Raw genomic sequence first — 15,114 nt, forward strand, 5'->3', positions numbered from 1 at the left:
GCTTCGCATGCGCGACGGGGCCGTGAGGCGCCTCAGTCGCTCAGCATTAGCGCACAGCCACGCGCGATATTGGCGGCGGCAGAAGGCGGATCGAAACGGCGAATCACATCCATGCAACGGCGCGCCGTGCCGCCGGCGTCGGCGAATGCCTCCATCGCCTTGAGCATCGTGCGCTGCAATCCGGCGACATCGCCTGCCGTAAATGCATAGCCGCTCACGCCATCGATCACCAGTTCCGGCACACAACCGCAACTCTCGCTGACCACCGCGGGGCAACCATGCGCGAGCGCCTCGTTGACGACGAGTCCCCACGGTTCGCTATAGCTCGGCAGCACCATGCAGGTCGCGCCGTAATATTCGCGAGTGAGCGGCTCGTCCTGCAAACTGCCGGCGAAAGTGACGGCGTCGCCCAGTTCCAGATCGGCCACCTTCGCCTGCAGCGCGTCCGCCATCGGCCCCGTGCCGACAATGCGCAACTTCGCTGCAGGAATGCGGCGCCGCAACCCGGCGAACGCCTCGATCAGCGTGCCGATGCCCTTCTCTTCCGAGAGACGGCCGACGTACAGAAACACCGGCTGATTGCCGGCGCGTGCCGCGACCCGCTCGACCAGCGCACGCTCCGGCGAAAACGATCCAGGCATTGCCGCGGCCTGGCACGGCACGAAAATCTTGTCGCGCTTCGCGCCGAGTGACTCGAGATACTCGCGGCTACGTTCGCCGAAACCGAAATAGCCATCACAGAGCGAAAAGAACACGCGCTTCGGAATCGACGTCAGCAATTTTTTAGGCCGGTCGCGCGCGGTCGAATCGCAGAACACCGCGCGCCGCTTGCCAGTCACGATGCACGCCGCCAGCATCGCCCAGTATTCCGGACGGTGGTAGCCCGGCAGGACGATCAGATCCGACTTCGTCCGCAACACTTCCCACGTGAGCCGCGCGATCATCTTCATCGTCGGCACATCTTCGTAGCAACCGTCGAACAGCTTCTGCATCGGATAGCGATGGTAGGAATAGTCGACGTCCGAAAAACCAACCCGGTCGTGCTCCGTATCCGCAATCTGCACCATCGAGTAGCGAATCGCGCCGGATGCCGAGATCTTATGCAAGGCGGAGAACACGACACCCTTGTGACGCGACCATACGACGTTGTGGAAGATCGTGACTGACGCAGTCATTTTTATGCCACTCCTCGAAAATCGTCCCTGTGTGCGCTGCACGCTATTCGTGCGAAACGCTCCACGCGCTCCCTCATTGCCGGAATCGCGCCCAGCAGCCTTCAATGCGCGCCTAAACGTGCATGACGGCGGCGGCGGTCGAGCCGGCGTGCAATTCAACGAATTCCCGATACGTGGACGTGATGCCCTCTTCGAGGCCGATGGTCGCGTGCCAACCCATTTGCGCGAGCCGCGAAACGTCCAGCAGCTTGCGCGGCGTGCCGTCGGGTTTGGACGCGTCGAATACGAGTTCACCCTCGAAGCCGGTCACCTTGCAGATACATTCGGCCAGTTCGCGAATCGACAGGTCTTCGCCCACGCCGACGTTGAACAGGCCTTCTGTCACGTTGTGCTCGAGCACGAAGAGCGTCGCCGCGGCGAGGTCGTCGACATGCAGAAACTCGCGGCGCGGCGTGCCCGAGCCCCACACCGTCAAGGTCGCGGAGCCGTTCACCTTCGCTTCGTGCGCCTTCCTGAGCAGAGCCGGCAAAACATGGCTGCTGTTCAGGTCGTAGTTGTCGTTGGGGCCGTACAGATTGGTCGGCATCAACGAGACGTACTGGGTGTTGTATTCGCGGTTGTACGCCTCGCACAGCTTGAGGCCGGCGATCTTCGCAATCGCGTAAGCGTCGTTGGTCGGCTCGAGCGGCGAGGTCAACAGATACTCCTCGCGGATCGGCTGCGGACATTGCTTCGGATAAATGCACGACGAACCGAAGAACACCAGCCGCTCTACCTGCGCGCGAAACGCAGCGTGAATCACGTTGGTTTCGATCACGAGGTTTTCATAAATGAACTCACCCGGCTGCGACGCATTGGCGAGAATGCCGCCCACGCGCGCGGCCGCGAGCAGCACCACGTCGATCTTTTCCCGCTCGAAGAAGCCGTTCACGGCAGCCTGATCCTTGAGATCGAGCTCCGCCCTCGAGCGCGTGATGACGTTGTGATAACCCTCGGCATTGAGCCGCCGGACCAGCGCAGAGCCGACCATGCCACGGTGGCCCGCCACGAAGATGCGTGCTTGTTTGTTCATCGCCGTTACTCGTGATGTTCCAGTGCCGTGAAACCGGCCAGCGTGACAAGTGCGTCACGTCTCGCAATCTGATAGTCCGACCGCACCATTTCCTTGACGAGCGCACTGAATGGCGTGGTCGGCTTCCAGCCGAGCTGCGCATGGGCTTTCGACGGATCGCCCAGCAGCGTCTCGACTTCGGCTGGCCGGAAGTAGCGCGGATCGACACGCACGATCACATCGCCGGGCGACATCTTGATTTCGCGCCCTTCCACCTTTTCGACAATGCCGACTTCATCCACACCGGTGCCTTCGAAACGCACCGTGACGCCCAACTCAGCGGCGGCATGCTTGACAAACTCACGCACGCTGTACTGCACGCCGGTGGCGATGACGTAATCCTCCGGCCGTTCCTGTTGCAGCATGCGCCATTGCATCTCGACGTAGTCACGCGCATGACCCCAGTCGCGCAACGCCGACAGATTGCCGAGATACAAGGTCTTCTGCATGCCCACCGCGATACGCGCCACAGCGCGCGTGATCTTGCGCGTCACGAAGGTCTCGCCGCGCACCGGCGATTCGTGATTGAACAGAATCCCGTTGCAGGCATAGAGCCCGTACGCTTCGCGATAATTGACCGTGGTCCAGTACGCAAACAGCTTGGCGACCGCATACGGGCTGCGCGGATAGAACGGCGTGGTCTCGGACTGCGGCACCTGTTGCACGAGGCCGTACAGCTCCGAGGTCGAGGCCTGATAGAAACGCGTCTTGTGCTGAAGCCCCAGGATGCGGATCGCTTCCAGAATTCGCAACGCGCCGAGGCCATCGGCGTTAGCGGTGTATTCCGGTTCCTCGAACGAAACCGCCACGTGGCTCTGCGCCGCGAGGTTGTAGATCTCATCGGGCTCCACACGCTGAATCACGCGCAGAATGCTGGTCGAGTCGGTCAGGTCGGCGTGATGCAGGAAGAGTCGCTGGTCGGGATCGTGCGGGTCGCGATAGAGATGATCGATCCGGTCCGTATTGAACAGCGATGACCTGCGTTTGATGCCGTGTACGTCGTAATCCTTGGCGAGCAGCAGCTCGGCAAGATACGACCCGTCCTGTCCAGTAATGCCGGTGATCAGCGCGACCTTGCGTTTCATGAACCCCTCCTTTCGTTGAACTTTGCAATGCCAGTGCAACATCACGATTGAATGAGCGGCCCCGTCATCGGGGCCGTCACATCAACCCGCGATGCTGTCGTATCCGTAATAACCGCCTTGATAGCCGGAACCGAGGAATGCCCCTTCCTGAGGCACATCGGTCAGCAGCACGCCTTTGAGCGATACGCCGCCGTTGAGCAGCCGCTTGGCCGTCTCGGCAATCTCGTTCAGCGGATGGCGGCCATGGCGCACCACCAGCAGCGTCGTACCGGCGTACTTGCCGATCACCGTCGAATCGGTCACGGCAAGCACCGGCGGTGTGTCGACGATCACGATGTCGTAGTGCGACTTCAACTCGTCGAGCATCGTTTGGAAACGCTTGCTCATCAGCAATTCAGATGGATGCGAGGGCAGCGTGCCCTTGGCGAGCACGTCGAGTCCAGGCAGCACGTCGCGCTGGACCATCGACGCGAGATCGCCACCGCTCAGCACGTCCGAGAGCCCCGGCTGATGCGCGATGCCGAAATGCGAATGGACGTCGCCGCGCCGCATGTCGCCGTCTATGATCAGCACCCGTTTGTTCGCGGACGCCACCAGCGCCGCCAGATTCACCGACAGGAACGACTTGCCGGTATCGGGCCGCGAACCCGTGATCATCACGACGTTGTTCTCAGCATGATCGAGCGACAACTGCAACGATGTCCGCAGGTTGCGCACGCCTTCCACCGCGATGTCTTCCGGCGCCTGTTGCGCGAGCACATGCAGCCCGCGACGGCGCAGCATGACGTTTTCCTGCAAACGCAGTTGCGTCTGGCTGCGCGGCACGATTGCGAACACCGGCACGCCGAGCACTGCTTCGAGCTCGTCCGGACGCTCCACGCCGCCGTACATCGCGCGCTTGAAGAAGGTCAGCATGATGCCGATCAGCAAGCCGCCGCCAAGCGAGATCAGGATCGCCAGCACGCGCTTCGGGCGCACCGGCTCGTCAGGCGTTTCGGCGAAGTCAACCACCCGCACATTGCCTACCTGGCCGGCTTTCGCCACCCGGAGTTGCTGCGCGCTGTTCAACAGATTGGTATAGAGCTCCGTGTCGACGTGCACGTCGCGCAGCAGACGCAACGCGGTTTGCTCCGTGTCCGGCATCACAGCCACGCTGCGGTTCATAGTGGCCGCTGCGCCCTGCAACGCCGCGATCTGTGCATCGAGCGCGGCTACCGCCGGGTGATTCGCCGTGAAGCGCTGCGACATCTCCGCGCGTTGCTGCTGCAGATCGAGCAGTTTCGTCTTGTTGTCGACGACCTGTTGAAGCAATAGGCGGCTTTCTTCACCGAGATCGACTGTGCCGTGCGCATTGCGGAATTTGTTGTAGCGTTGCTCAGCGTCGTCGAGTTCCTTGCGCAAGCCAGGCAGTTGCTGGTCGAGGAAGGCCAGCATGTGCTCCGCTTCGGTCGAACGGCTTTCCACGTCCTGACGCACGAATTCGCGCGCCATGCTGTTGACGATCGCCGCCGTCAGCGCAGGGTCGCCGCCTTCGAGGCTGGTGCGGATCACGCCGGACTGCAGCGTGGTTTCGGCCACCACGAGCGCCTTTTGCAGGCGGTCCACGGTGCCCAGCGTCGAAGCGCGCTGCAGCTCGAAACGCGCGCCAGGTTCGCCGACCAGCTTGTCGACATGCAACGCGATCGGGCCGTCGGCGGTGTCGGTTTGCACGGTCTCGCCGACGTGGCCGGAGAGAATCGCGATACCGTTCTTGTCGCGCAGCACGTACGAACCCGCATCGCCCGCAATCAGCGTGAAGGTCGTGTCGTAATAGTCCTTCGACGTGTCGAAACGCGACACGGCAATGCTCTCGTTACCCCATGCGAAGCCCGACACGTTGATGAATGACGGCAACTTGAAGCCCCATTGCCCGTTCACCAGGCCCGCGATCATCCCGCCGATGAACGGCATATAACGCGGCGAAGCCGTGATATCGAGGTGCAGATTCTTGACCGTTTCCTCGGTGACGAGACGCGACTTCAGCAACTCGATCTCCGCCGCCGTCGAGGGCTTGGTGTCGAACATGCCGGTGAGCGGCGGCAAGGAATCCTTGCCGTTCGCATTGGCATTGGCTGTCTTGTCCTCAACGTGGAACAGCACATCTGCGCGGTAAGTCGGCGGCGCAAGGAACGCATACGCGCACCCCAGCGCGAGTGCGATCAGCGTCACCATCACGATCGTGCGCCAACCTCTCACGATCGTGCGCAGATAATCCGACAGGTGCAGCTCGTCCGGTCCGGACACGTCGGTATAGCGGTTTTCGAAATTAATTGCCATTTTGTTCACCCAACAAAGCCCGGCGGTTCATGGTCACGTTGCACGGTTGTTATTTCGCAAGAACGGCACCCGTTACAGCCGCATTGATCGCCGGCAGCAGCAGGTTCAGCACACGGTTGAAGCGGACCAGCCCGCCTTGACCGACATACACGACGTCCTTCGGTTGAAGCTCGAACTGATTGGCGAGGATCATGGACACCGGCGAGGTCGCATCGAGGTGGTAGACCTGCGGCGATTCGCTGGTCGAATTGCGGATCACGAACAACTGTCTGGCCGCCGCCGTGTTCGAGTCGAAGCTGCCGCTATCGGAAATGGCCTGCGAAAGCGTCAGCGTGCCGTTACGCATCGGCAGGATCGTCGCCGGCTTGTTGACTTCGCCCATCACATACACGCCGCTGTCTTCGCGCGAAGCCACCCGCACGATGTCGCCCGCTTGCAGATAGATGTCCGACGGATTGCGGCCGCGCTTGATCAGGTCGTCCACGTTGAGCGGATACGTCACGCCGTTGCGGATCAGCTCAACGCGGCTGCGATCCGCGTTCGGGCTGAAGCCGCCGCCCTGGTTGATCACGCTCGTCAACGACAACGGAATGTCCGTGACCGACTGCGCGCCAGGAGTGCGCACTTCACCGTCGACATAAACCTGCGCGTTGCGGAACGAGGCCACCCGTACCGTCACCTCAGGCTTCTGATACACGTTGCTCAGACGCTTGTGCAGATCCTTCTGGATCGTCCCGACGTCTTTGCCAGCCACGTGCACCGTGCCTGCATACGGAAACTGCACGTCGCCGTTTTCGTCGATCAGAAAACCAGGCGCGGCGTCCGACGTCTTCGCGTTCTGCGCGGGCTGGCCCAGCGCGGCGGCGAGCTCCGGGTGGTCCCACACGACGATCTGCAGCACGTCGCCCGGGCCGACCTTGTAAGAGGTCGGTTTGCCGAACAGCGCGGTTGTCTGCGGCGGCAGCGTCGTGGCCGTCTGCGTCGCGTTCATCTTGCGCAGCAGCGCGAGGTTGATGTCAGTAATCGGAATCTGCTGTTGCTGCGACGCTTCCGTGCTGTAGTCCCCACCCGTGTCCTGAACCGCGGCTGGGGTAATCATCTGTTGACCCGGTACGATTCCGCATCCGGAAAGCACTGTTGCAACTGTGAAAATCACGAGACTTCCCGTGCGTATACCAAGCGAGCTCATGGTGTTTCCTCCTTGCGCCAGGGACTGTCCTCGGGGGAGGTAGAGCCCAGCGTGCTTGTTAACTACTTAGTACTTAGTAAGCGTTTCGATGCGCCAGTCCGGCAACGATCGTCGCGCCGATAATCCGCATGTCGAGTGCGAACGACCAATGCCCCAGGTAGTACAGGTCATGTTCGACGCGACGCTCCATCTTCTCGATGCGGTCGGTTTCGCCACGAAAGCCGTTGATCTGCGCCCAGCCTGTAATGCCCGGCTTGATCCGATAGCGATTGATGTAGCCGGCGACCACTTTCTGATAGAGGTCGTCGTGCTCGAGTGCATGGGGACGCGGTCCAACGACCGACATGTCGCCACGCAACACGTTGAAGAATTGCGGCAGTTCGTCGAGGCTCGTGCGGCGTAGAAATGCACCGACGCGCGTGACGCGCGGATCGTCGCGCGTCGCCTGTTTGAGCGTGCCCTTCGGCTCGGCATGCAGTCGCATCGAGCGGAATTTGTAGATCGTGAAGACGTGGCCGTCCGCGCCTTTGCGCTTCTGCTTGAAGAGAACCGGGCCGCGCGACGAGAGCTTCACCGCGATCGCTATGGCGAGCAGGATCGGCGCGAGGCCAATCAACGCCGAAGCGGCGAACAGGCGGTCGAAGATTTCCTTCTTCAGCATCGAGCTGGCTGACAGCGGCGAGGCGACCAGGTTGATCGCCGGCATGCCGAGCAGATCGATCACGCCGCTGCCATCGAACAATGCGATGCTGCGCACGTCGGGCATGAAGCGGATATTCACCAGATCGTCGCGGAACTCGTTGATCAGTTTGCAGATCAGCGGCTCTTCGGTGAGCGACAACATGAGCCAGAGTTCGTGCACATCGTTGGTGCGAATGTAGTCGGCAAGCGCATCCACCGTCTCGCAGACAGGTACCCGCGGGCTGGTCACAGCAGACACGTCAGGGCGCGTGTTGTAGACGGCCGTCGCGCGAAAGCCTGTGCCGGGCGCCGAATCGATCCTGCGGATGATCGCGTCGCACTGCGAGCCGCTACCGACGATCGCAACCTGATGCAGATTCAGACCGGCACTGCGCGCACGCGCCAGCACCGCATGCATGATCAGCCGGTCAGCGATCAACAGGCCGCCCGTCACCGCAGTCCAATACGAGAACCACAGCCGCGAGACGAAGTCGATGCGATGCAGCGAATACATCAGCACAAGCGCGCTGCCCTGCACCATCAACCACGCAAGCGACACCTGTCCGGCCAATGAGAGCTTGGAACGGCCGCGCCATGATTCATACACGCCGAACGCTGGAAAGGTGGCCAGCGCAAAGGCGGCGGAAAACATCACGAGCGCCCAATAGAACCCTGATTGAGCGAGGTAATCAAAGCGGATCTGCGACGCCACCGCCGCACCCACCAGTACCAACGCGACATCGAAAACTCGCGCGAGCAAATCCTGAAACTTGCGCATTTTGCTTACCTCGTTCTTGCCGTTCGTTCTTTTCCACACATGATTCCGGGGGCGCTGTTAGGAGCAGCGGCCGTAGTTGTCGTTGAACCTCACAATGTCGTCTTCACCGAGATAGGTGCCTGACTGGATTTCAATGATTTCGAGCGGTACTTTCCCCGGGTTTTCGAGCCGGTGACGCGTGCCGAGTGGAATGTAGGTCGACTCGTTTTCGCTCAGCAGGAACTGCTCTTCTCCGCGCGTGACGAGCGCCGTGCCACGCACGACGACCCAGTGTTCGGCGCGGTGGTGGTGCAGTTGCAGCGAAAGCTTTGCGCCCGGCGTGACGACGATGCGCTTCACCTGGAAGCGTTCACCGTGGTCGATGGAATCGTAGAAGCCCCACGGGCGCCGCACCTTGCGATGCGCATCGGCCTCGGGAGCGTGTTGCGCCTTGATGCGCGACACCAGGCCCTTGACGTCCTGCACATGTGAGCGGTCGACCACCAGCACGGCGTCGGCTGTTTCGACGACCACCACATTGGTCGTGCCCACACAGGCGACAAGCCGGCCTTCGGAATGCGCATAGCTCGACACCGCGCCTTCGAACGTCACGCGGCCGCGCCCGGCGTTGCCGTTGGCGTCCTTATCCATTGCGGCCCAGACGGCGTCCCAGGAACCGAGATCCGACCAGCCCGCATCGAGCCGCACAACGACGCCGGACGGATTTGCAGCGGAGTCTTGCGGGTCAGTGACATGGGGCGCGGCTGTCTCGTCCGTGGCGCTCGCGTCACTCACGTCGCTCACGTCAGTGAGGCGCTCCATCACGGCATAGTCGATCGAGTCAGCGGGTGAACTCAGGAAAGCGTCCACGAGCGGACGGAAATACGCGCCTTCGCTGCGGCCGTTCGCGAATGCGCGTTCGCAGGCTGCGTGCATCTCCGGCTGCAGGCGTTGCAGCGTATCGAGCCACACGCGTGCCCGCACGACGAAGATCCCTGCGTTCCACCAATACGTGCCCGCAGCGACGTACTGCGCGGCAATTTCCTCGGCCGGCTTCTCGACGAAGCCGTCGATTGCATAACCTCCATCGGGCAATTCCGCGCCGATACGGATATAGCCGAAGCCCGTATCGGGGCGCGTGGGCGGCACACCCAGCGTGGCGATCAAACCACGCTCCGCATACCTGGCCGCGCGTTCCAGCGCGCCTTGCAACGCAGGCACATCCGCAATCGAATGGTCGGCTGGCATCACGATGAGAATCGCGTCGTCGCCGTCCGCGCACGCGAGCGACGCCGCGAGCGTCAACGCCGGCGCCGTATCGCGCCGCGCAGGCTCGACGATCAGACGCGCGTTCACGCCGTTTTCCAGAAGCTGCTCGGAAATCACAAACCGGTGTTCTTCGCCGCACACGATGATCGGCGACGCGTCCACGTTCCAGCCGGCGGGAAAGCCGTCCATACGCCGGGCAGTCGCCTGCAACAGCGAGTCTGAACCGACCACGTCGATCAGTTGCTTCGGATAGTTTTCGCGCGACACCGGCCACAGCCGCGTGCCCGAGCCGCCGGCAAGAATGACCGGGACGATGCGCGCGCAATGCGCACCGGCGGTCCCGGCATTGGCACCGTCCGGATTCGCCGACGCAGCGTTCACAACTCCCTTAGTCAACATATTCGGATTCCTTATAATTTTTTGAGATCAAGGAAATACTTACCGAAGCGCGGTACGAGACGACTACGTGTTGGGCGCGCTCAGCGCGGTTCGCGGCGCGCGCTATCCGCCGACCATGCGGCGGCTTTGAATCCGGAACTCAGTCGGGGAAATCCTCATCCGCTTACGGAAAACCTTCGCGAGACGGTCACCGTTACCCATGCCGGTACGCCGGGCAATCTTGTCCACCGGCAATTCCGACTCGGTCAGCAGGCTGCAGGTCACCGCAAGGCGCTCATGCAACAGGAAACTCGAGGGCGTGATGCCCATTTCCATCTTGAAGCGGCGCAGGAAGTTGCGCTCGCTCATCGCGGCGAACTGAGCCGCATCGGCAATCGAAATCGATTGCTGGCAATTCTCTTGCAGCCAGCGAGCCGCCGCGCGCACTTTGTCGCCGGGGCTCAAGCCGCCGTCTTCGCCAAGCAGCGGTGCGAGGTTCGAGCACGAATCGGCAAGCAGACGCTCGGCCACCGTGCGGGCGGTCGCGCCGCCGAGATCGCGCTTGATCATGGCGAGCGCGCTTCTCATCGATTCAAGCCGGTCACCCGCGTCGCCGTTCTGCTCGGTCTGGCGCGACGACATCGACTGCGGCTGGTGAAATTCGCCGCTTTCCTTGCTGTCCGGCACATAGGCTGCTTCGAGCAAGGCGCGCCCTTCCGCGATCGGCCGGATCATGCCCGTGTTGCGGCGCACACGCCGTAACCAGGCGATCAGCCGCTCGTCGCCGGCTGCGGCGAATGCGCCTTTGCCGCCGGCCACATACAACGCGTCGAAGCCGCCGTAATGGCGCGCGTCGAGCCCGTCGGTCCAGACCCGCAGTGCCGATGACGAGGTCACCATGCCGCCGTCGGCCGACAGGAAAGAAACGTCATACAACCAGCCACCGGATCCGGACGATGCCAGTTCGTTAGCAGCCTGAAACACTTCGGCAACCACGCCCGCGCCCTGCAGCGAGCAGTCGTTGAACATCAGGATTGCGATGCGACGCATACCTTTGTTCGGTGCGTGCACCCAGCGCAACATGGCAGACTCGAGACTCGCGCAGGTCATAGTCATCCTCTCAACTGAAAACGGATCTACTTTTCAACCTTGAACGCCCACACAGAGGAATGCTCTGTGCAGTGCATCATAGCCATCCGCAATCAAGCATTTAGCCGCCATGACCGAAAGTGCAGACATGTTGGCGTTTCAATATGGTGGCCAGCCAGTGATTTTCGGAACAATTGCTCTGCTACTATTTTTCAACGAATTAATTGCCGATTCTGCATATGAATGAATTCACATTCCGCGAATCCTAATGCTAATTAATGTGATTTTTTGTGTGCTGGCGCACATACAACCGCCACTCGAAATGCTTGAGTTGCAATTTGATCTGCCCGGCATTCTGCAGATTCGAAGTGACTTCTTTCCGTCACATCGCCAGAATGAGCGCAGCCCCCTTGTTTGCACCAGTCATTGTTCTTACCGGATGCCCGCGGGGCTTTCTTCTGACGATATATTTGGTCGGCAGAGACATATAAAACAGTATCCAATATAAGCACTTTTCGAGAGAGAAAATTATTTAATTCGTTGTTATTGGATCTGGAGAATATAAACATGACGATTAATGTTTCAAACGTGAAACACGGCAATAAGACAGCTTTAGCCAGCCCGGCAATAGACGGGCCAATGGCGGATTCTGTCGGATGAGAGCCGGTATGTTTCCGCCATAGAATTGCGGAAATGGCCTATGCGGTTTCCGCAACACATTGCGACACGAGGTGGCCTGAGGCGGGTCTGGCCTGGTCAACTAGCCATCTGGTCACGCCTTATCGTTGCAACAGGCCGCAACCTATGCGTCGAAAGACACGGGGAACACATGTCTGATGTATGTGAATATCGCTCGCTGCAACCACGCTCCGGCGCCTGTGTCGCCCACGGGTCAGTGCTGCGCGTTGCCGCCTCGGTGGCGGTGTTTATCCTGCTGGCCATGATGGCCTCCTCGTGTAGCGCGGCAGCGGCTTCAGCCGGTCCTGACAGCGCAAGCAATGCCGATCTGACGGTCGACGGCAGAAAGTGGACACCTTGCGCGGCGGAATATGGAACCTGCCGGTTCAACGGTACGCGCGACGTGCTGTACGGCACCGTCGAGCAACATGTCATCAAGACGTTCACGGCCAGCGCCGATTGCAATAACGGTGTGTTCGGCGATCCTGCACCCGGTGTGGAGAAGCGCTGCGCAGTTGCGGTCACTGCGGCTGACTCGAGCACGGCGGCCAAGGCTGAAGCCGCTGCCTCGGCGAAAAAAGACACAGCGCCTGCCGCCGCGCAGGAATCTGCGGCCACGGTATCCACTTCATTAAAGGCGCCGCCCGGGCAGGGTCTGCGCTGCGGCGCGCCCACCTCACAAGTACGCGCGGCCGCAAACGGCGATCTGCTGGAAGCGGACACGCCGAGCGACGGCACGCGCCTGTTCGCAGCAGACAAACCGTTCGCACTCGTCTTCACGACACGACCTGCGCAAAACGACACGCTCAACTGGCAAATCCGCGACAGCTGGAATGCCGTGCGTGCCAGCGGCCGCTTCCCCGTTGCGGCGGGCGCCACGCTGTCGACGCTCAGTTGCGCTTCAACGGTCGCCGGCTACTTCGCCGTCTCCGCTTCGCTGGAACGCGCACACGGCCAGCTCGAATCGCATGGCACACGTCCTGCGGGAATCGCCACCTTCGGCGTCCTGCCCGACACCTCCGCAGCATTGCCCGCCGTTCGCTTTCCCTACGAAGACCTGCACCGATTCGGCGGACAGGGCACTGCATACCTTGCGCCCGGGCAACATTGCTGCGACGGCGACGGCTATCGGCCGGCTTACACCGCGCTCGGCCTCTCGTGGGCGAACGACAATCGCAACTGGTATATGGAAGAGCCGAAAAACGCAGGCGCGTTCGATCCCGCGAGCAAGCAGTTGCTGCCCTACTTCCGGCGCGGCGACATCATGCGTCTGATCCAGCTCGACGGTATTCCTCAGTGGGCTAGTCCGACCGGCAAGGAGACGCACAGCTATGCGCCGACCTCGCTCGCACAAATGAAGGACTACATGGCCAAAGTCGGCGCCGAGTCCAACCGTACGCGGATGACCTACTTCCCCAAACAGCGCGACAACTACTATCAGGTGACATGGGAACCGGACGCCGACGGCGGCCTGCCGTGGCGCGACACCGACGCGAATTTCGTCGCAATGTATAAGGCGGTTTGGGAGGGCATTCATCAGACGGACCCGCATGCCGTAGTGATGGGGGTGACGTACGCGTCAGTGCAAGTCAATGTCGAGAAGATGCGCCGTCTCGGTCCGCTCGGGATCGGCCGCTATATGGACGGCATGACCATTCACGGCTATTACGACATCGGCACCACACCATCGCACCCGCCCGAGCGCGTCGCCAATTCAGGCAACCAGGGCACCGTGCCTGGCGCGCTGCCCGCCGCGATGCGCGCCCTGCGGCACGAGTTGCGTCTATACCTGAAACCCGGTGCGCCGTTGTTCGTCACCGAAACCGGCATCAGCTATGACATCGGTGCGGCGTATGGCAAGAACTATCCGGGCGCGAACGTGCTGTATGCGCAAGCCGCGGTCGTGGCGCGCACGCATCTCATCCTGCTCGGCGAAGGCGCGGACATGACCTACGTGTTCTACCTCGCGGACATGCCGGACGCGGCGCCCGGCTACGGGGTTTTCTTCGAACTCGATCATCCGACTGGCGCCTACGGCGCCGCGCGCATCAGCCCCAAACCTGCCGCGCTCGCGGTGGCGGCGATGACGCGGATCATCGACGGAACGGATACGCTCGGGCCGCTCAAAGCTCTGCCGAAAGGCGTCTACGCGTACGCGTTCCGCCGGCTCGGCGGCGGCAAGATCGTGACGGCGCTGTGGACGCATGACAACGACGCGTGGAATGCCAAAACCGGTTTCAGCGCGAGCCAGAGCGCGGATTATCGTCTGCGTGTCGACGCACCCGGCACGTCAGGCGAAGTGACCGTGTTCGACATGATGGGCAACCCATCGAGCTTGCCGTATCGCGACGGTGTCGCGAACCTCAAGCTGTCGCCGACGCCTATCTATGTGGTGTCCGCCAACGCCGGCGTGTTCAAAGACGCGGTCATGACGCCGGAGGGTTACGTGCCTCGCTAGATGTACCGCACAAGGCGCGGGGTGCGCGTAGCGGCCGCCGTAGACCCCTCGATAGGCACCGCTTGCTGTCGAGACGCGGCGATACTTCGGCGTGATGTGACAGGGCAAGTCGTTTCTTACACCCGTAAAATCCAGAAGAAGACTACCTCGCACGCATATCAACGCGCCGGAACCGAGAAATGAACGGCCTCGCATGGACAATGCTGGTGCTGGCCGGGATGGTTGGGGCGTTTGTCTTCGCCACGGTCGGCGCGATTCTGGTCGCACTGCTGCTGGCGAATGTCTCAAGCCGTCTCACCCGGGATGATGAACATCATGGCGACTACTAGTGCCTTCAGCATCGCCTCACGATCACCCTGCGCTCAACGCGACGCGCACCCTGCAGGAGATGGAATGCTGACCGAGATCGATTTCCTGGACGTGGTGCGTCTGACGCCGCTGGTCGCGATCGATCTGATCGTCAGCGACGCCGAGGGCCGCGTGTTGATCGGCCACCGGCGCAATCGCCCCGCCCGCGGCACATGGTTCGTTCCCGGCGGGCGAATTCTCAAAGACGAAACACTCGACAGAGCGTTCACGCGCATCGCCGACGCCGAATTGGGCATCGGCAGGCTGACGCGCTCGACCGCGCGCTTCGAGGGCGTTTTCGAACACCATTACAAAGACAATTTCGCCGCCGAGCCTGACGTGTCGACGCACTACATCGTGCTCGCCTATGGTCTGCAGTTCACTAGCACCATCTCGGTCGGCCGGCTCGACCAGCACAGCGACTATCTCTGGCTAACACCTTCTGAGCTGCTCGCACGCGCCGATGTCCACGAGAACACCAAGGCTTATTTCCGCTAGCGCCAACAGCCCCGCCACCCGCATGACCCATTGCCGGTGCGCAAAGTGATATCTACTGTGAGTTCGCCAACGCGGCAACTCA

11 protein-coding genes are annotated in these 15,114 nt (G+C 61.6%); 3 read left to right on the forward strand and 8 right to left on the reverse strand.

Annotated features, from left to right (window positions below):
• Positions 1-32 precede the first annotated feature (32 nt).
• From BM438_RS19945 to BM438_RS19980, 8 genes are all read right to left on the reverse strand, one after another.
• Positions 33-1,175 (reverse strand): glycosyltransferase family 4 protein, encoded by a 1,143-nt coding sequence (locus BM438_RS19945; protein WP_093636522.1) that lies wholly within the window; start codon positions 1,173-1,175, stop codon positions 33-35.
• A gap of 112 nt (positions 1,176-1,287) precedes the next feature.
• Positions 1,288-2,247, reverse strand: coding sequence for a GDP-L-fucose synthase family protein (locus tag BM438_RS19950; RefSeq protein ID WP_093636525.1), 960 nt, complete (start codon positions 2,245-2,247; stop codon positions 1,288-1,290).
• 5 nt (positions 2,248-2,252) lie between these two features.
• Positions 2,253-3,371, reverse strand: a complete 1,119-nt coding sequence (gene gmd / locus BM438_RS19955) for a GDP-mannose 4,6-dehydratase (RefSeq protein ID WP_093636528.1) — start codon at positions 3,369-3,371, stop codon at positions 2,253-2,255.
• 81 nt (positions 3,372-3,452) lie between these two features.
• Positions 3,453-5,687 (reverse strand): polysaccharide biosynthesis tyrosine autokinase, encoded by a 2,235-nt coding sequence (locus tag BM438_RS19960; protein ID WP_093636532.1) that lies wholly within the window; start codon positions 5,685-5,687, stop codon positions 3,453-3,455.
• 49 nt (positions 5,688-5,736) lie between these two features.
• Entirely contained in the window at positions 5,737-6,876 is a 1,140-nt protein-coding gene (locus BM438_RS19965) for a polysaccharide biosynthesis/export family protein (RefSeq protein WP_093636535.1), read from the reverse strand.
• Positions 6,877-6,949: 73 nt separating this feature from the next.
• A complete protein-coding gene (locus tag BM438_RS19970) occupies positions 6,950-8,335 on the reverse strand; it encodes an undecaprenyl-phosphate glucose phosphotransferase (RefSeq protein WP_093636538.1) in 1,386 nt (461 codons plus the stop codon).
• Between the two features lie 57 nt (positions 8,336-8,392).
• A complete protein-coding gene (locus BM438_RS19975; protein ID WP_093636541.1) occupies positions 8,393-9,982 on the reverse strand; it encodes a sugar phosphate nucleotidyltransferase in 1,590 nt (529 codons plus the stop codon).
• Between the two features lie 102 nt (positions 9,983-10,084).
• Complete coding sequence (locus tag BM438_RS19980; protein WP_093636544.1) at positions 10,085-11,071, reverse strand: helix-turn-helix domain-containing protein; 987 nt, start codon at positions 11,069-11,071, stop codon at positions 10,085-10,087.
• A 919-nt stretch (positions 11,072-11,990) separates the two neighbouring features.
• Here BM438_RS19980 and BM438_RS19985 point away from each other — a divergent pair.
• The 3 genes from BM438_RS19985 to BM438_RS19990 all read left to right on the forward strand — a co-directional run bounded on the left by BM438_RS19985 (position 11,991) and on the right by BM438_RS19990 (position 15,032).
• Positions 11,991-14,186 (forward strand): hypothetical protein, encoded by a 2,196-nt coding sequence (locus BM438_RS19985; RefSeq protein ID WP_425270741.1) that lies wholly within the window; start codon positions 11,991-11,993, stop codon positions 14,184-14,186.
• Positions 14,187-14,365: 179 nt separating this feature from the next.
• On the forward strand, positions 14,366-14,515 hold the full coding sequence (locus BM438_RS45565; RefSeq protein ID WP_167378424.1) for a hypothetical protein: 150 nt from the start codon (positions 14,366-14,368) through the stop codon (positions 14,513-14,515).
• 64 nt (positions 14,516-14,579) lie between these two features.
• Positions 14,580-15,032, forward strand: coding sequence for a GDP-mannose mannosyl hydrolase (locus BM438_RS19990; RefSeq protein ID WP_093636550.1), 453 nt, complete (start codon positions 14,580-14,582; stop codon positions 15,030-15,032).
• Positions 15,033-15,114: the final 82 nt, after the last annotated feature.

The sequence above is a fragment of the Paraburkholderia aspalathi genome, assembly GCF_900116445.1.
Classification (GTDB): Bacteria; Pseudomonadota; Gammaproteobacteria; order Burkholderiales; family Burkholderiaceae; genus Paraburkholderia; species Paraburkholderia aspalathi.